Origin of the sequence: Micromonospora sp. WMMD723, assembly GCF_049863385.1 — a bacterium.
Classification (GTDB): Bacteria; Actinomycetota; Actinomycetes; order Mycobacteriales; family Micromonosporaceae; genus Micromonospora; species Micromonospora wenchangensis.
Genome location: NZ_JBMKNR010000001.1, coordinates 1,732,559 through 1,750,088 on the forward strand (window position 1 = coordinate 1,732,559; position 17,530 = coordinate 1,750,088).

Sequence of the window (17,530 nt, forward strand, 5' to 3'; positions counted from 1 at the left end):
CTCCCGTCGGTTGACGCCCGAGCTGCCGTCGAATCTACTGAGCCGGTGCCATCGCCCGAGCGGTCCATCGATGCGGTGGACGCGCTCATCGCCGCCTACAACGACAGTGGTGACGAGTCGCTGCTGGTCCGGGCCGAGGGCGTGGCGCGGGACCTGCTCGCGGCGGACCCGTCCCGGGTGGACGCGCTCGCCGCGCTCTCCACCGTCCTGATGCTGCGGGGCCGCGCCTCGGACCCGAAGCAGCTCGACGCCGCGGTGGCCGCCGCCGGGAGGGCCACGGCGTTGACCCCCTCCGACGATCCGTGGTGGGCGTACGTCAACGCCCAGCTCGCCATGGTCGTCGGCTTCCGGTTCGAACAGCGGCGCGAGGTGTCGGACCTGTCCATGGCGAAGCGGCACGCGGACGTCGCGGTGGCCGCCGTCGACGCCGACGACCCGCTGCGGATCGACGTGCTGCTCCGCTGCGTGAACGTGTACCGGCTCAGTTTCGAGAGGTTGGGCCAGCTGGCGGACATCGACACGGCCGTCCGGCTCGGCCGGGAGGTGCACCGCTCGACCGACCCGGACCACGTGCTCACCGCCCACCAGCTGCTGGCGCTCTGCCTGGTCACCCGGTTCGCCCGGACCGGTAGCCCGGGGGACGTCGACGAGGCGATCGCGCACTGCCGCCGCGGCCTGGCCACCATTCCCGCACGGCACATCGACCGGGCCGCCCTCAACGGTGTGCTGGCCATCGCGCTGATGCAACGCTGGGTGAGCCTGGACGGCGACGACGACGCCGACCTGCGCGAGGCGGTCCGGGTCAGCCGGCAGGTCGTCGCCGACCTGCCGAGCATCGGCACGGTCCGTGCGCAACTGCTGGCCACCCACGGCGTCCTGCTGGTCATGCACGGCCTCAGCAGCAACTCGTCGGTGCACCTGGACGAGGCGATCCGCAGCTCCCGGGAGGCCGCCGACGCGCCGACGGCCGGCACCCAACGGGCCGGTCACATGGTCAGCCTGGCCCACTCGCTGCTCGTCCGGGCGCGGATGAGCAGCGACCCGGCCGGGGTCAGCGACGCCGTCGACACCGGCATGGCCGCGCTGGCCGGATTCTCCCCCGGCCATCCGGACCGGGCGCGGGCCCTCAACGTGCTCGGCACGGCACTGCGGACGCGCTACCTGATCGGTCGGGACCCGGCCGATCTCGACGCCGCGGTCGGCATGTGGCGGTCGGCGGCGGCCTCCCGGGCAGGTGCCGTCGGAATCCGGATGACCGCGGCCCGCACCTGGGCGCAGACCGCCGCCGAGGCCGGTGACGCCGAGCTGGCCCTGGAGGCGTACGGCACCGCCGTGGGTCTGCTGCCGCTGCTCGCCTGGCGGGGTCTGGACCGTACCGTGCAGGAGAAACGGCTGGCCGCGGTGTCCGGCCTGGCCGGTGACGCGGCTGCCTGGGCCATCGCCGCCGGGCAGCCGCACCGCGCGGTGGAGCTGCTGGAGCAGGGCCGTCAGGTGCTGTGGTCGCAGGCCCTGCAGACCCGCAGCGACCTGTCCGAGCTGGCCGCGGTCGCACCCGCGCTCGCCGGGGAACTCGACCGGACCCGTCGGGAGCTGGACGGAACCGGGGCGTCCCCGGTCGTCGAGCTGCCGGTCCGTCCCGGCTGGGAGCTGGGCCGCGACCTGCTTGCCGGCGCGCTGGGTGGACCGCACCACGCCGGGACCGAGGACGCCGGTCACCGTCGCCGGTTGGCGGAACGCTGGGAGCAGCTCGCGGCCGAGGCCCGCCGCCTGCCGGGCTTCGAGAACTTCCTGCACCCGCCGTCGTTCGCCGCCCTCCAGCCGGCCTGCGCGGGCGGGGCGGCGGTGCTGGTCAACACGTCCCGTTGGCGCAGCGACGCGATCATCGTCACCGCCGACGGGGTACGCGCCGTGCCGTTGCCGTGGCTGTCCCACGACACCGCGCAGCGTCGGGCCGTGGCGTTCCTCGATGTGCAGCGGGCGGTGGAGCAGGGCGGCGGGCCGGTCGAGCGGGCCGCGCTGCGCCAGACGCTGGTGTACCTGCAGCGGTGGCTCTGGGACACCGTCGGCGAGTCCGTCTGCGCGGCCCTCGACGACATCCTCGGTGGCGGTCCGGACCGGCGGCACCGGGTGTGGTGGTGCCCGACCGGGCCGTTGACGATGCTGCCGCTGCACGCCGCCGGCCGGTTCGGCGCGAGCGCCCCGCTCGCCGCGAGACGCCGGATCTCGGTCGCCGCCCGCTGCGTGTCGTCGTACACCCCGAGCCTGTCAGCGCTGCTGCGCGCCCGCGCCACCCCGACGCCGGACGGGGCGCCGCAGGCGTTCGCGGTGGGGCTCGGCACCCTGCCCGGCCAGGCGCCGCTGCCCGCGGTCAGCGACGAGCTGCGCGCGGTCAGCTCGCACGTGCCCGGCCTGCGGGTGCTCTCCGGCCGCAGCGCCACCGTCGAGGGCGTGCTGACCGCGCTCGAACAGCACAGTTGGGCGCATTTCGCCTGCCACGGCGACCAGGACTTCAAGCGGCCCAGCGCCGCCGCCCTCCGCCTGGTCGACGGCAAGCTCAGCGTCCTGGACCTGGCCGGCCGGCTCGCCATGCGCAGCAGGTCGGCCGGCGGTTGCGACCTGGCCTACCTGTCCGCGTGCCGCACCGCGGCCGGTGGTCGGGACCTGCCCGACGAGGGCATCCACCTCACCGCGGCGTTGCAGATGGCCGGCTTCCGGCACGTCATCGGCAGCCAGTGGGCGGTCTCCGACCGGGTGGCGGCCCAGGTCGCCGACGACGTCTACGCCGGACTGAAGGCGGGGGGCCGCCTGGACGCCGACGGTGCGGCCGTTGCGCTGGACCGGGCCATCGACCGGGTACGGCGTGCGCACCCGGACCGTCCGGAGGTGTGGGCGGCGCTGATCCACACCGGTCCGTAGCAGTCCCGGGCCGGCCGGTCACCCCGTCCGGCCGGGATGGCCGATGCCGGGGAGCCGGACCGTGACCGTGAGACCTCCGTCGGGGCGGGCGACGAGGTCGAGGGTTCCGGCGTGGGCGCGGACGATGCTGTGCACGATGGCCAGGCCAAGTCCGAAGCCGGCGTGTTCGTCGGTGCGGACCCGTTCCGTGCCGCGTTGGAACGGCTCGGTGAAGGTCGGTACCAGCTCGGGCGGGAGCCGGCGACCGGTGTTCTCGATCCGTAGCAGGCAGTTGTCGCCGGACGCCCCGGTGTGGACCGTCACGGTGCCGCCGGTGGGCAGGTTGTGGACGACGGCGTTCTGCACGAGGTTAGTCACCATCCGCAGCAGGAGTTCGGCGGAGCCGCTGGTCCGGGCCGCCCCGCCGGTGACCTCCAGGGTGGTCCGACGTCGCTCGGCGAGCTGGAGCAGCGTCTCGGCGGCCTCCTCGGCGAGCAGGGACAGGTCGACGTCGGTACGGGCGAAGGTGCCCCGGTCGCCGTGGCCGAGCAGCAGCAGCGCCTCGGTGAGGTCGATCGCCCGCTGGTTGACGGCGTGCAGCCGGTCGAGGAGTTCGGCCGGCCCGGCGTCGGGGTCCCGGCGGGCGACGTCGAGCAGGGTACGGGAGATCGCCAGCGGGGTACGCAGTTCGTGCGAGGCGTTCGCGGCGAACCGCTGCTGCTCGGCGACGTGGGATTCGAGTCGTGCGAGCATCGAGTCGAACGCGTCGGAAAGTTCCCGGAACTCGTCCCGACGGCCCTCCAGCCGGACCCGGTGGGACAGCGACCCGGCCGCCGCCACCCGGGTGGCGTGGGTGATGCGGGTCAGCGGCGCGAGCATCCGGCCGGCCAGGACCCAGCCGCCCAGCAGGCCGAAGACCAGCAGGATCGCCAGCACCTGGACCGCTCGCGGGGCGAACGCGCGCAGCAGGTCGAAGCGGTCCGGCACGAACATGACGGGGGTGGGGGGAAGGGACCCGTCGGGTGCCGGCGCGGGCGGGGCGTCGATCACCTCGGGCACGTACCGCAGCAGGAACACCCACACGGTGACCAGGAGCAGGCCACCGGCCAGCATGACGAACCCGGCGTAGCTGAGGGTCAGTTTGAGCCGGACGCTCAGACCGGGCGCCCTAGCCACGGCCGTCTCCCGGGTGTCCGGTGTCGATGCGGTAGCCGACGCCGGGCACGGTGGCGATGATCCACGGCTCGCCGAGCCGTTTGCGCAGGGTGGAGACGGTGATCCGGACGGCGTTGGTGAACGGGTTGGCGTTGACGTCCCAGGCCCGTTCCAGCAGTTCCTCGGCGCTGACGACCCCGCCCTCGGCGGCGACGAGGACCTCCAGCACGGCGAACTGCTTGCGGGTCAGCGCGACGTGGCGTCCGTCGCGGAAGACCTCCCGGCGGAACGGGTCGACCCGCAGGCCGGCGGTCTCGCGGACCGGGGGCCGGGCGTGCCCGCGCCTGCGGTCGAGCGCCCTGATCCGGAGCACGAGTTCCCGCAGGTCGAACGGTTTGGTCAGGTAGTCGTCGGCGCCGAGCTGGAAGCCGGACGCCTTGTCGTCGATCCGGTCGGCGGCGGTGAGCATGAGGATCGGCATGCCGCTGCCGGAGGCGACGACCTGTCGGGCGACCTCGTCGCCGGAGGGGCCGGGGATGTCGCGGTCGAGGATCGCCAGGTCGTAGTGGTTGAGGGCGAGCAGTTCCAGGGCCGTGTCGCCGTCGGGGGCGATGTCGGCGGCGATCGCCTCCAGCCGCAGGCCGTCCCGGACGGCCTCGGCCAGGAACGGCTCGTCCTCCACGATCAGTACGCGCACGTCGGCAGCCTATGGCCGGCGGGCGGCGGCACCGCCGCGCTCGTGCCGGCCCCGGGTCGCCGGTGCCGGCGCGGGACGGGGCGGCACCCTGCCCGGGGTACGCCACCAGCGGCGTGAGGCGAGCGCGGCCAGCCCGGCGCCGACGGTGTTGACCAGCACGTCGTCCACCGACGACACCCGGTCCAGCCACAGGACGTACTGTGCGGTCTCGATCAGGACCGAGCAGCCGGCACCGAGCGCCAGGACCCGCGGCACCGACGCCAGCGCCGGGAACCGGACCGGGGCGAAGAATCCCAGCGCCGCGAGGACCAGCAGGTTGCCGCCGATCCCGATCGGCCCCATCGTGACCAGGTCCCGCAGCGGGACCAGACTCACCCGGCCGGGGGCGACGCCCGGCGCGGCTCCCGGCATCAGGGTCATCCACACGAACGGCACCGTCCCGTAGACCATGCCCACCTCGGCCAGCGACCTGCGCCACGCCGAGGTGACGCCGGCGGCCCGCCGCAGCCGTGCCAGCGCCCACCCCACCAGGGCCGCCACCGGCAGGCCCACCAGGGTCATGAGCACCACCCCGTTGAACGTGTCGTAGCAGCCGTGCCACCGTCCGGCCAGACACGTCGGGGCGGACATCAGCAGTGGCCGCCGTACGGTGAACGCCGCGCCCGCCAGCCCGAGGACAGCCAGGCCGGCGGGCACGACGGTCCGGGTCGGGAAATCCAACCGGATCACTCAGCCACCGCCGCCGGGCGGGCCGACCGGCGCTCCGGTGACGGCCTCGGCCTCCCGCAGGCAGATGTCCAGCATGGGTATGCCGTCGGTGTTGCCGAGGATGACGCCGACCCACCCGGTGTCCGGGTAGATGCTCCAGTTCGCGCCGATGCCGCCGGCCCCGCCGCCCCGGCCGATCACCCACTGGCCGTTGACGATGCTCACCGGCATCGTGTACCCCTCGTACGCCGTGGGCACCGGGCCCGGGAGCTTGGCCCCGGCGAACAGGTCGGCGTACGGCCGGTCGAGCAGCGTGCCGTCGCGCAGCGCCTCGGCGAACCGGACCAGGTCCGGTGCGGTGGCGAAGCCGTCGCCCGAGGCGTACCCGATGAAGGCCCGGCCCGGGTTGCGGCCCAGGATGTTCGGGTCGAGGCTGCCCCTGTCCAGGTTGCGGACGGCGTCGACCAGGCTGCCGTCGGCCTGCCGCAGGTAGGGGTGTGCGATGTGCTCGTCGGTGAGCCACTGGTCCCTGGTGTAGAACGCCGAGCCGGTCATCCGGCAGCGCCCGAACACGTGCTCGTGCACGTAGTCCCAGAACGTCGTGCCGGACACGGCCTCCACGACCTGCGCGGCCATGGCCAGGCCGACGCCCCCACCGGGAAGGTGGCCGTTGGACCCGGTGCCGGGCACCCCCGTCAGCGTCGCCTGCCGGACCCACTGCTCGTGGTACCCGTGCACCTCCTCCCGGCTGTGGAAGACGCGTTGCCAGTCCGGCATCGGGGCGTCCAGGCCGGAGGTGTTGGTGAGCAGGTGGTGGATGGTCACCTGCTCGGCGATCGGAGCGGCGAGCCCGGTCAGGTAGCTGCCCACCGGGTCGGCCAGCCCCACCCTGCCCTGCTGCACCAGTTGGAGGATGGCCACCGACAGGAAGGGCTGGCTGCCCGAGGAGAGGTTGAAGGCGGTGCCCTCGTGGTTGCGGACCTGCCGCTCCCGGTCGGCCATGCCGTAGCTGCGGGACAGCACCGTCCGGCCCCGGTGGGACAGCAGCACCACGCCCGAGAACCTGCCCTCGGCGGCCAGCTGGGCCACGTACCGGTCGTAGGCCCCGCCGGGCCGGGTGTCCGGCAGGGCCCGGTCGCGCCCGGACGGGCCGGTGCGGGTCGGCCCGGCGTGGCCGGTGCCGGCAGCCGCCAACGGCCCGCCCGCCGCCACCAGGCCTGCGGCGGCCATTGCACCCCAGGTGACCAACCGCCGCCGGTCGATACCCCGTGCGGTATCCGAATGCATGGTCACGCCCCTTGTTCCGTCGATGAATCGTGCGCTGAGAGTGCTGCGGTCCGGTCCATCCCCGGATTCAAGGCGCACGGACGTTGCGGTGGCGTATGGGTTTTCCGATACGCCCGCGATAACGGCCCTGCCGTTCCGGCAGGGCCCGTCACCCCAGGACGATGTGTGACCGGCTTCAGTCGGATCCGGTGGAGTCGCCGTCCCGCCTGCGGTCGCGGCAGCCCGGAGGCGGCGGGATCGTCACCGGCGTCCGGCCGGGCCCGCCGGCAGCACCTCGGCGTAGCCACCGCGCCAGTACGCCAGCGGGGAACGCTCGGACCGCACGCCACCACCGACGACCCGGCCGATCATCAGCGTGTGGTCGCCGACCGACACGAGGTCGGTCAACTCGCACTCCGCGTCGGCGACCGTGTCGGCGAGCAGCGGCATCCCGGCGGCCGGGCCCGGGGCCCAGGCGACACGGTCGAACCGGTCGTCCACGGCCGAGGCGAACAACGCCGACACGTCACGGGCGTGCCGACCGAGCATGTTGACCGCGAAGCGTCCGCAGTCCCGCACGGCGGTCAGGGTGGAGCTCTGGCTGCTGACGCTGGAGAGCAGCAGCGGAGGGTCGACCGAGACGCTGCAGAACGCGGAACAGGTGAAGCCACGCGGACGCGCGTACTCGTCGAGGGTCGTGACGACGCAGACCCCGCTGGCGAAGGACGCCATGATGACCCGGAACGTCGCGGGGCACACCGACGGCCGGGGCGTGTCCGGTGCGGAACTCGTCATGATTTTCCTCCCAGGTCCGGGCGCGAGCCGAGGCTGCGCCGATCCACCTTTCCGTTCGCGGTCCTCGGCAGTGCCTCCACCGCGTGCAACCGATCGATGATCATGTATGACGGAAGCCGTTCGGCGCACCAACGGCGCACGTCGAGGGACGACAGCCGCACACCGGAGGCGGGGACGACGAAGGCGTGCAGTGCCCGGTCGAGTCCGTCACCACAGGCCACCACCGCGACCTCCTCGACGCCCGGAAGGGTGGCGATCGCGTTCTCGATCTCTCCGAGTTCGATCCGGTGGCCCCGCACCTTGACCTGCTGGTCCCGCCGGCCGACGTAGTGCAGCAGGCCGTCGGCGTCCTGCCGGCCGAGGTCACCGGTGTGGTAGGCGCCCTGTTGGGGAGGCCGCCCCCAGTAACCGAGCATCACCGTCGGACCGGTCACGACGATCTCACCGGTGCCGTCCCCCGCCGGGTCGACGATGCGCACCTCGTTGCCGGCGCTCGCCGTACCTATCGGCAGTGGTCGCTCGACGTCGACGTCGAGTCCGGTGACCTCGTACGAGGTGCACACGTTGGTCTCGGTCGGCCCGTACCAGTTCCAGAACCGTACCGTCGGCCAGGCCCGCCTCAGCCGGGCCAGATCGGGCAGCGGGAACACCTCCCCGGCGAAGATGCACGCGCGCAGGTCCGGGGGTGGACCGCCACGCAGCAGGTCACCGTCGCGCATCATGAGCGTCAGGGCGGACGGCACCGAGTACCAGACGGTGATCCGCCGCTCGCGCAGGAACGCCGTCAGCTGCTCCGGCGAGTACGCCGACCCGGCGGGCACGAGGTGCACCGAAGCACCGGCGGCGAACGCCGCGTACAGGTCGAACACCGACAGGTCGAAGTTGAAGGGGGCGTGGTTGGACAGCCGGTCCCCCGGGCCCACCCCGACCGTGCGGGTGGCCCACCCCACGAACGCCAGAGCGTTGCGGTGGCTGATGCACACGCCCTTCGGGGTGCCGGTCGACCCTGAGGTGTAGAGGATGTACGCCGGGTCGTCAGCGGCGGAGTCGTGCGGCGGCGTGCCGTCGGCAGCATCGCGCAGCAGCTCCGGTCCTTCGGCGACAGCCCGACCGGCGAGCGTGATCTCACCGGCGTCCGCCGCCTGGTGCGGTCCGGTGACGACGAGCGCCGCATCCGCGTCCTTCGCGATGAGCGACACCCGCGATGCCGGGTTGGTGGGGCTCACCGGTACGTAGATCCCCCCCACCCGCAGGACGGCCTGCATGAGCGCGACCGTCTCCACGGTCTTGCCCGCCCAGATGACGACCCGGTCGCCGGGTCCCGTGCCACGCTCCCGCAGGCCGGCGGCGTACCGGTCGGCGAGGCCGGCGAGCTCCCCGTACGAGGTGGGCCCGCCGTCGTCGACGACCGCCACCGCGTCGGGCCGACGCTGCGCCGCCACACCCAGTAGGTCGTGCAGTCTCATAGCTTGAGCTCCCTGGCGATGATCTCGCGTTGGATGTCGGAGGTGCCGGAGAAGATCACCGACGGCACGGTGTCGCGCAGCGTCGCCTCGATCCCCTCGTCCCGCAGGTAGCCACGTGCGCCGAAGAGCCGGACGGCGTCCAGCGCAGCCGCCAGGACGTGTTCGGAGACCGCGAGTTTCGCCATCGCGATCGACAGTGCCGCCGGCTGCCCCCGGTCGATCTCGTCACACGCCCGGTAGAGCAGCAGTCGGGCGCTCTCCACCTGAACCGCCATGTCGGCCAGGCGGTGGGAGACGGCCTGGAAGCGTGACAACGGCCGACCGAACTGGCGACGGTGCGTCACGTGGTCGGTGACCCGGTCGAGAATGCGGTCGGCGAGTCCCAGATAGCCGGCGAACAGGCAGGTGCGTTCCCACGCCATCCCGGTCTGGAAGATCGCGGCACCCTGGCCCGGCGTGCCGAGCACCTGGGCGTCGGGTACGAAGCACCCGGTCAGGCGGAGCGGGCCGGCGGGGCACCCGGCCAGTCCCATCTTGTCGTGTCGCGGGCCGACGCCGACGCCCGCGCTCTGCCGCTCGATGACGAAGGCGCTCAGACCGAGATGACCCGCGCCCGGATCGGTGGTCGCATAGGTGACGAAGGCGTCGGCCACCGGCCCGTTGCTGACGAAGCTCTTCTCCCCGTCGAGGATCCATCCGTCCGGCACCCGCCGGGCCGTCACGGACAGCCGGGAGACGTCCGAGCCGGCTTCGTTCTCGGTCATGGCGTTGCCCACGACCAGTTCACCGGCGCAGATCGCGGGCAGCAGCCGTGCCCGCAGCGCGGCGTCGCCGAAGTGCAGGATCGGCACCGTGCAGGAGAACAGCTGGGCGCTGGCGCCGAAGACCAGGCCGGTGTCGGCACAACCGCGCCCGAGTGCCTCCACCAGCCGCGCCGTGTCGAGGGCGCCGAGTGCCTCACCGCCGTACTCCGTCGGTACGCACCAGCCGTGCACACCCATGTCGGCGAGGTGCTTCCAACCGTCGGCCCGGTGCGCGTCGGTGCCGATCCCGGACGCCGACGGGAAACGCTCCCGGGCCTGCCCCAGCACCCTGTCGTACCGCTCGGACTGAGCTGGGGACCATCGAAAATCCACGATTCCTCCAGGGCTACTCGGTTCGGGCGGACAGCCCGGCGAGGTCGGTGTCGGCCGGTTCCGGCGGGGGCGACACCGACCTAGCCGGGCCTTCCCGCAGGGTCAGGGCCAGCAGCGGGGCCGCCATCGCGGTGGTGAACAGCGCCATCACCACCATTGCGCTGTAGAGCTGCACCGACAGCAGACCGAGGGAGAAGCCCACGCTCAGGATCACCAACTCGGTGAGACCGCGGGTGTTCATGAGCAGGCCGAGCGCCGTGGCGTCCCGCGCGCTCATTCCGCTCAGCCGGGCGGGTAGCGCGACCCCACCGAGCTTGCCCAGGCACGCCACGGCGATGATGACGCCGGTGAGCAGCAGCGTCGAACCGGTGAACGTGGTCAGGTCGACGGAGAGTCCGGTGACGACGAAGAACACCGGCATGAGCACGAGCCCGACCTGACGGATCGGCTCGACCGCCTGCCGCAGGACCGCACCGTCGGAGCCACGCGGCATGACGAGGCCGAAGCAGAACGCGCCGAAGATCGCGTGGATACCGATGGCGGAGGTGGCGAACGCCGAGGCGAACACCCCGCCGGCCAGGGCAACCGTCAGGTAGGGGGCCGCCGACGCGGACAGCCGCCGGGCGGCGATCGCCGCCACCGGCCGGACCACCCACACCATGCAGGCGAGATAGACCGCCGACCAGGCGACGACGGAGAGATATCCGCCGAGGCCCGACACCGTCACCAGCGCCACGGAGACGGCGAGCACGCACCACGCGAAGACGTCGTCGGCCGCCGCGAGCGCGAGCGCGAGCACGCCCAGGCTCCTGGACTGCAACCCGTGGTCGACGATGATCCGGGCCAGGACGGGGAACGCCGTGACCGACATGGCGACGCCCAGATAGAGCGCGAAGCCGACGGCCGGTACGCCGTCCCGGCCGACGAGGTCGGTGTGCCGGTAGAGCAGGAGAGCCAGCCCCATGCCGAGCGTCATCGGGAGCGCCAGCGATCCGACCCAGATCAGGACGGCCCGGTTGCGGTGCGCCGCGACCATCGAACGGTCGAACTCCCACCCGATGACGAACATGAACAGCAGCACACCGATCTGCGCCACGACCGTCAGGTAGGGCCGGACGGCCGGTGGGAACAACACGTCGGGCAGGTCCCCGCCGACCAACCCCAGGACACTCGGCCCGAGAACGATGCCGGCGGCCATCTCACCGATGACCGCCGGCTGGCGTAGCCGCCGGGCGAGCCCGACGAAGACGGTGATGACGAGCAGGAGCAGCCCTGCGCCACCGATCGCCACGACGACGTGCCATTCCGTGGGGTTGGCGTCAGCCATCGTTCCGGTTGCTTCCCTGGCGGCCCCGCCGGCACGCGATGACCACGTAGCCCGCGGCCGACAACTGTCCGTAACGCTCGCTCGACTCGATCATCCGGTCGAAGGCCCCGGGCGGCAGGTTGCCCACGAGCTCGGCGCGCGCGTCCCGCATGGCCTGGACGTGCTGGAACAACGACGGCTGTACGTGTTCGCTGACGTCGACCACCTCGATCGGCACGAATCCCGCCGCCGTCACGTCCGCCACGTACTCGTCGATGGTGCTCAGGGTGGCGAGATGGCAGGCGCTGCGGAACTCCGTCACGATCTGCTCCTGTCCGGGCGTCGGCGGGTGGCGCAGCGCGTAGTCGGCGATGACGAAGGAACCGTCCGCCTTCAGCACGCGGGCGATCTCGGCGAGCACCCGGCCCCGGTCCGCCATGTGGTGCAGGGACTCCAACGCGAAGACCGCGTCGTAGCTCGCGGCGGGGAAGGGCAGGTCGGCGGCGTCCGCCGCGACGAAGCGGGCCCGGTCGGCCAGCCCGTACGCGGTGGACACCCGCTGGGCGGCGTCGATCTGCTCCTCGCTGATCGACACTCCGGTGACCGTGAGGTCCCGCGTGGCGGCGAGGCGGATCGCGGGCTTGCCGATGCCGCAACCCACGTCGAGCACCGCGTCGCCGGGTGCCGTCACGAGCCGGCGCAGCACCTCGTCGGTGAGCCGCTCGGTCGCCGCCTCGACGGTGACCGGCTCGTCCGGGTCGTCCCAGTAGCCGAGGTGGAAGTTGTGGTCCCAGGCGCGGGCGTACGGATCACTGATCGAGTCGTAGAAACGTTGGATGGTCTCGGTGGTAGACATCGAACCTCATCTCGCGACGTTGTTCACACGGACCGGACGATTCGCGCCACAGCGTAGGCAGCGGACCCTTGAGCGTCGGTCTATCCAAGGTGGAGGTCCGGCAGGCCCGGCGGTGCCCTCGCCGGGCACACCGAGCCGACCGCCGGTGGGGGTCAGGGGTGCTCCGCGACGCCCCGCCCCGACCGGCCGGAGCCGGTCGGGGATGCGCACCCGGTGCGGCCGGTCAGCGCACGGCGGCGGGCGGGACGTTGGTCAGGTTCTCCTTCGTGATCACCCGTCGGAACTCGGCCGGGGCGATCGTCTTCGACCACACCAGCATCCTGATGCGCTTGTCCAGACTGAAGTGGTAGTACCGGGCCTTCGGGTCGGCGAACCGGTACACCGGTGGCACGATCGGCGCGCGACGCAGCAGGCCGAAGATCCGTTCGGTCGCGGTCACCGCCGCGAGGTCCCCCCGACGCACGTCGTCCATCAGGTCGAAGACCGAATCCAGCAGTTCGGGCAGTCCCCGGGGCACCGCGAACGAGCGGGGGCCGGTGTCCGCGCGCTCCAACGCCTCCCAGGAGCCGCCGGTGAGACACTCGTTGCGGGTGCCCTTGAGCGAGAGCGCCGACAGCATCGACCACAACAGCCACACCCGCGAGTAGGCGTTCCAGAGCCCGAAGTCCGTGGTCGCCACCCGCGCCGCCGAGAGCAGGCGGTCGTTGAACCGGATCAGGCGTTCCTGGAAGTCCGCGACGGGACGAAGGCTGTCGGCCGACCAGTCGTCGTGCCGGGCGGCCCGGATGAGCACCGGTGCCAGCGCGTGCACCATCTCCGCGCCCATGGTCAGGTCCCGGGACAGGAACAGGTCGTTGCGGCTCGCGGTCCGGTCGAACAACAGCCAGCGGTCGCCCACCGTCCGGAAGACGGTCCGCTGCCAGGGTCGTCCGGTCTGCCAGCCCCCGCTGACGGTGGCCCCGGTGAAGCACCGCTCGATGGTGGGGAACCGCGCGACGAGGGTACGGAACGCCCGTTCCGGGTCGTCGGGCAGCTCGGCGAAGCGCACCGGGTCCACGCTGGCCACCACACCGGCCAACGGGTTGTGCGGCGTCCCGTTGTCGAAGTGGGCGACCTGGATCCACCCGCCGGCGAAGACGTGGCTGACGGTGCCCTTCGAGAAGGCGGTCGCGGTGTCGTAGCGGGTCAGGTCGACGCAGTCCTCGAACGGCGTCACACCGGTGAGGTGGGCCGCCAGCACCCGGGAGCGCATCGTGAGTCGTGGCTCCGGGTCGTCCAGCTCCAGCCGGCGTACGAGTGGCGACGCCGACCCGCTGCCGTCGACGACGCACCGCGCCCGGCAGTGCGTCCCGTCCGCCAGCAGCAGGGTCACGCCGTCGGTGCCGAGGGTGACGTCGGCGACCGACGGACGGTGGGGCAGCAGCACGGCGCCGTACCGGCGGGCCAGGGCGAGGCCGTGCTGGTCGACGTGCGGCCGGTACGGATGCCACTCGGCGTGTTCCCCGGGGACGTTGAACTGGACGGCCTGCCGGGGATCGTGCTCCCGCCCGGCGGTGTGGTGCAGGAAGCCCAGGCTGCGTTTGATCCCGCTGGTCTGCCTGATGTGTTCCGGCAACAGGCTGGTCAGCCCGAACCCGGCGATCTCCGGGACGTCGAACCGGCGGGCCAGGGTGAAGTACACCTCCGCGGTGTAGGGGACGGTCGTCTCGCCGGCGATCTCGTCCGGGCCCGGCGCGTCCACCAGCACGACCCGTAGGCCGTGCCGGGCGAGTACGGTGGCGAGCACGCTGCACGCCAGGTGGGTGCCGAGGATCGCCACGTCGAACTTCTCGGTGGAATGTGGTGTCGTCACGATGTCCTCCCGGTTCATCCCGCGACGCCGGGGCGGCGCGCACGGTGCCGCTGAGCGGTCAGAACAACTTCCGTCCCTTGATGAGGCGGGACTTCAGGGCCTCCCGACCCGTCTCGATCATCAACTTGCCCAGCTCCGGGTCGGCCTCGGTGCGCGCCCAACGGGCCATCCGCAGGAACGTCTTGGGGCCGGGGCTGATGAAACGCATGTCCCTCTCAGCGAATCCGAAGCCCTTGGGCCAGAAGTCGGCCGCCTCGATCTGCGCGTAGAGGTCGTCGGCGACGTCGGCCGCATCGGCCCGGCCGGCCTCCACGGCGTCGACCTGCTCGACCATGCTGTCGTACGCCTTGGCGAAGCCGTCGTTGAAACCCCAGTAGTGCCCCAGGTGCGGCACGTCCTCCAGTTCCTTGAAGTGCCGGTCGTCGCCGTCCTGGGCGAACCGGGTGAGCGCACGTTGGATCTGGTAGCACCCGGCGTTCGCGCCCCAGGCCCAGAACCGGAACACCGCCGTCCAGAGGTCGTAGTGCTGCCACGAGATGAACGCCGCGTTCACCAGCGAGTCGTTGTAGTCGAACAGCCGCTGCTGGAGCCGCTCCACGAACTCGAACCGCTCCGCCGAGAAGTCGTTGTCGCGCACCGCCCGTAGCAACCGCCAGGCCAGCGCGTTGATCGCCTCGGCCGTGTTCGAGAGGCCACGGGAGAAGAGCGGGTCGATGAAGCCGGCGGCGTGCGACAGCAGGAACCAGCGGTCACCGGCGCAGCGGCTGGACGAGTACTGCAGGCGCGGCGTGGAGACCCACTCCCGTACCGGCTTGGCCCCCTCGAACTGCCGGGCGATGTCCGGATACGGCGCGGCGAGGCGGTAGAAGTCCTCCTCCGGGGTCAGGTCGTCCGGCTTGGGGTAACGCCGCGGGTCGACGGTGATACCCACACTGCACAGCGGGTTCGTCGACCACTTGTTGTTGTCGAACGCGATGACCCAGGCCCATCCCCGCTCGAACATGTGGTGCACGGTCCCCTCGTACCAGGGGAAGGGCGGCCGGTTGTCGGGGGAGTGGTCGAACAGGGCGTCGGTTGGGGTGACGTCGAGCATGTGGTTCCACACCGACCGCGAGTGGTGCTTGAGCCGGCACGGGTTCTCCCGGAGCCCGAACTTCTCGGCGACGGGCGACCGGAAGCCACTGGCGTCGACGAGGTACCGCGCCCGGTACTGGGCGTCCCGTCCGGTCACCGTGACCCCGGCGTCGTCGAAGTCGATCTCCGAGACGAGGAAGTTCTGCCGTGCCTTGCACCCGTACTTGATGGCGACGTGGAAGAGGTACGAGTCGGTGTCCTGACGGAACAGGTGCGCCGCCTCGTTGAGGAGGTTCTTGGGGGTGTTGAATTCGTTGCTCTCCCGGGGATTCTGCGGTTGGCCCGGGTGGTGCAGCAGGAAACCGAAGTGTCGTTTGACCCCGAACCGCTCACCCAGCGTCTTGCGGGTCTCGGTGAACGTCGCCAACGCCTTGATCTCGGGGACGTCGTAACGTTCGGCCAGCGTCCGCAGATACAGCAGGGTGTACGGGATGGTGGACTCGCCGACCGCGAAGCGTGGGTGGGAGGCCGCGTCGAGCAGTATGACCTTCGCGCCGTGTCGGGCGAGGATCGCGCCGAGCAGGCTCCCGGCCACCCCGGAACCGAGGATGGCCACGTCGTAGGTCGTCTTCTCCAGCTGGCTCTGCCTCATGACAGTCCTTCCTTGGCGAGCTGAGTGGTCGTGGGTGACTGGTGGCGGCCGGTCAGTGCGGCCGGACGCGGGAGCGGGCGAAGCCACCGATGGCACCCCGGATCGGCCGGCCGATGTGCGGGGGCGCCTGGGTCCGGCTCCACCACACGGCCTGCAGCATCTTGGGCGGGGTGGCGTGGAACCAGTGGTTCGACGGGTTCGCCAGACCGAACGACGGCGGGATGAAGTCCGCGTCCCTGATCCTGTCGAACAGGCGGGAACTCGCCGTCTCCGCCGCCAGGGTGCCGTCCTCGACGGCCACGCAGAGATCGCGGGTGAAGGGGCCGAGCTGGTTGAACTGTTCGCTGACCGGGAACGGCGAACCCGGGTGGTCGGTCTGTTCCAGGGCCCGGAGCCGGCCGTCGTCGCGGGTACGCAGGAACGAGAAGTACGCGTCCTCGAGCACCATGGTGCCCAGCACCGTGCCGATCAGCCAGGTGCGGTACATCGCGTTCCACAGGTGGTAGTCGCGGAAGGCGACGAACGAGCTGTAGACCAGGTCGTCGTGGACGTCGAACAGGCCCTGCTGGAGCGACTCGACGTAATCGAACCGCTCGGTCGACCAGATCCCGTCCCGTGACGACTGGATCAGCCGCCAGGCCAGCGCGTTGACGACGTCGAGGGTGTTGGTGAGGCCCCGGGAGTAGAGCGCGTCGATGAAACCCGCCGCGTGGGAGGTCAGGCAGAACCGCTCGCCGACCACCTGTTTGGTGGAGTACTGGAGCCGGCCCGTCGAGACCCACGGGCGCACGGCCACCGCGTCGGTGAACTGCCAGGCGATCTCGGGGAAGCGGTGCAGGAAGTCGTCGAACTCCTGCTGTGGCGACCGGTCGTCGGCGGGGAAACGCCGGGGGTCGAGGGTCAGCCCGACGCTGCACAGCGGATTCGTGGACTCCCGGTGGTTGTCGAACGGGATGACCCACAGCCAGCCACCGTCGAAGACGTGGTGCAGCGTCCCCTCGTGCCAGGGGCTCGGCTGCCGGTGCAGCGTCGCCGTCGGGGACCGGTCGAACGGCCGGACACCGAGCATGTGGGTGAACAGGCTGCGGGAGTGGTGCCGGGCCCGCGTCGGCTCCTCACGCAGTCCGAACTGCTCGACCAACGGCGACCGGTGTCCGCTGGCGTCGACGACGTAGCTGGCGCGGATCCGGTCACCGTCGTGGGTACGCAGCAGCACGCCCCGGTCGGGGTCGATGTCGATCTCCGCCACCCGCGTGCCCGACAGGGGACGGGCACCGTGCCGGACCGCGACCGCGTAGAGGTAGGCGTCGACGTCCTGGCGGAACAGGTGCGACTCCGTCCGCAGCGCCGTCGGGACGACCAACTGGTTGATCTCCTCCGGGTTCTGGAGCTGCCCTTCACGGTGGTACACGAATCCGAAGTTCTGCTTCTTGCCGGAGTTGTGCGAGATCGCCCGCTGGATACCCTGGAAGCTCGCCAGTGGTTTGATCTCCGGTACGTCGTACCGGTCGGCGATGACCCTGGTCATCGCCGAGGTGTACGGGATGGTGGATTCACCCACCGCGAAGCGCGGGTGGGTGCCGGCATCCAGCAGCACCACCTTCACCCCGTTGCGGGCGAGCACCGCCGCCAGCAGGGAGCCGGCCATGCCGCTGCCGAGAATCGCCACGTC

The 17,530-nt window shown here is 71.7% G+C and carries 13 protein-coding genes; 1 reads left to right on the forward strand and 12 read right to left on the reverse strand.

Annotated features, from left to right (window positions below):
• The first annotated feature begins 45 nt into the window (after positions 1–45).
• Positions 46–2,916 (forward strand): CHAT domain-containing protein, encoded by a 2,871-nt coding sequence (locus tag ACN261_RS07820; protein ID WP_425849221.1) that lies wholly within the window; start codon positions 46–48, stop codon positions 2,914–2,916.
• Between the two features lie 18 nt (positions 2,917–2,934).
• Here the strand turns inward: ACN261_RS07820 and ACN261_RS07825 are convergent, their stop codons facing one another.
• The 12 genes from ACN261_RS07825 to ACN261_RS07880 form a co-directional block, all read right to left on the reverse strand.
• The gene (locus ACN261_RS07825) at positions 2,935–4,071 is read right to left on the reverse strand and encodes a sensor histidine kinase (RefSeq protein ID WP_421484632.1); all 1,137 of its coding nucleotides are present in this window, start codon (positions 4,069–4,071) and stop codon (positions 2,935–2,937) included.
• A complete protein-coding gene (locus tag ACN261_RS07830; RefSeq protein ID WP_204925374.1) occupies positions 4,064–4,747 on the reverse strand; it encodes a response regulator transcription factor in 684 nt (227 codons plus the stop codon). The genes ACN261_RS07825 and ACN261_RS07830 overlap by 8 nt, the downstream gene beginning before the upstream one ends.
• Positions 4,748–4,756: 9 nt before the next feature.
• Positions 4,757–5,476, reverse strand: coding sequence for a VanZ family protein (locus ACN261_RS07835; protein WP_425849224.1), 720 nt, complete (start codon positions 5,474–5,476; stop codon positions 4,757–4,759).
• Positions 5,477–6,685, reverse strand: a complete 1,209-nt coding sequence (locus ACN261_RS07840) for a serine hydrolase domain-containing protein (RefSeq protein ID WP_425849227.1) — start codon at positions 6,683–6,685, stop codon at positions 5,477–5,479.
• A gap of 297 nt (positions 6,686–6,982) precedes the next feature.
• On the reverse strand, positions 6,983–7,516 hold the full coding sequence (locus tag ACN261_RS07845) for a flavin reductase family protein (protein ID WP_421484635.1): 534 nt from the start codon (positions 7,514–7,516) through the stop codon (positions 6,983–6,985).
• Positions 7,513–8,982, reverse strand: a complete 1,470-nt coding sequence (locus ACN261_RS07850; protein WP_425849229.1) for an amino acid adenylation domain-containing protein — start codon at positions 8,980–8,982, stop codon at positions 7,513–7,515. The genes ACN261_RS07845 and ACN261_RS07850 overlap by 4 nt, the downstream gene beginning before the upstream one ends.
• Positions 8,979–10,118, reverse strand: coding sequence for an acyl-CoA dehydrogenase family protein (locus tag ACN261_RS07855; RefSeq protein WP_421484637.1), 1,140 nt, complete (start codon positions 10,116–10,118; stop codon positions 8,979–8,981). Before ACN261_RS07855 ends, ACN261_RS07850 begins: the two co-directional genes overlap by 4 nt.
• Before the next feature lie 13 nt (positions 10,119–10,131).
• On the reverse strand, positions 10,132–11,445 hold the full coding sequence (locus ACN261_RS07860) for a cation:proton antiporter (protein WP_425849231.1): 1,314 nt from the start codon (positions 11,443–11,445) through the stop codon (positions 10,132–10,134).
• A complete protein-coding gene (locus tag ACN261_RS07865; protein WP_421484639.1) occupies positions 11,438–12,280 on the reverse strand; it encodes an SAM-dependent methyltransferase in 843 nt (280 codons plus the stop codon). Before ACN261_RS07865 ends, ACN261_RS07860 begins: the two co-directional genes overlap by 8 nt.
• A gap of 223 nt (positions 12,281–12,503) precedes the next feature.
• The gene (locus tag ACN261_RS07870; RefSeq protein ID WP_425849233.1) at positions 12,504–14,132 is read right to left on the reverse strand and encodes an NAD(P)/FAD-dependent oxidoreductase; all 1,629 of its coding nucleotides are present in this window, start codon (positions 14,130–14,132) and stop codon (positions 12,504–12,506) included.
• Positions 14,133–14,190: 58 nt separating this feature from the next.
• A complete protein-coding gene (locus ACN261_RS07875; RefSeq protein WP_421484641.1) occupies positions 14,191–15,858 on the reverse strand; it encodes an NAD(P)/FAD-dependent oxidoreductase in 1,668 nt (555 codons plus the stop codon).
• Between the two features lie 52 nt (positions 15,859–15,910).
• Positions 15,911–17,527: an NAD(P)/FAD-dependent oxidoreductase gene (locus tag ACN261_RS07880; RefSeq protein ID WP_425849237.1), complete on the reverse strand. Its 1,617-nt coding sequence runs from the start codon at positions 17,525–17,527 to the stop codon at positions 15,911–15,913.
• Positions 17,528–17,530 lie beyond the last annotated feature (3 nt).

Excerpts from the sequence above, each read along its gene's own strand:
- ACN261_RS07840 (WP_425849227.1), bottom strand. The coding sequence starts at position 6,685 with ATGGCCGCCGCAGGCCTGGTGGCGGCGGGCGGGCCGTTGGCGGCTGCC.
- ACN261_RS07845 (WP_421484635.1), bottom strand. The coding sequence starts at position 7,516 with ATGACGAGTTCCGCACCGGACACGCCCCGGCCGTCGGTGTGCCCCGCG.
- ACN261_RS07850 (WP_425849229.1), bottom strand. The coding sequence starts at position 8,982 with ATGAGACTGCACGACCTACTGGGTGTGGCGGCGCAGCGTCGGCCCGAC.
- ACN261_RS07860 (WP_425849231.1), bottom strand. The coding sequence starts at position 11,445 with ATGGCTGACGCCAACCCCACGGAATGGCACGTCGTCGTGGCGATCGGT.
- ACN261_RS07865 (WP_421484639.1), bottom strand. The coding sequence starts at position 12,280 with ATGTCTACCACCGAGACCATCCAACGTTTCTACGACTCGATCAGTGAT.
- ACN261_RS07875 (WP_421484641.1), bottom strand. The coding sequence starts at position 15,858 with ATGAGGCAGAGCCAGCTGGAGAAGACGACCTACGACGTGGCCATCCTC.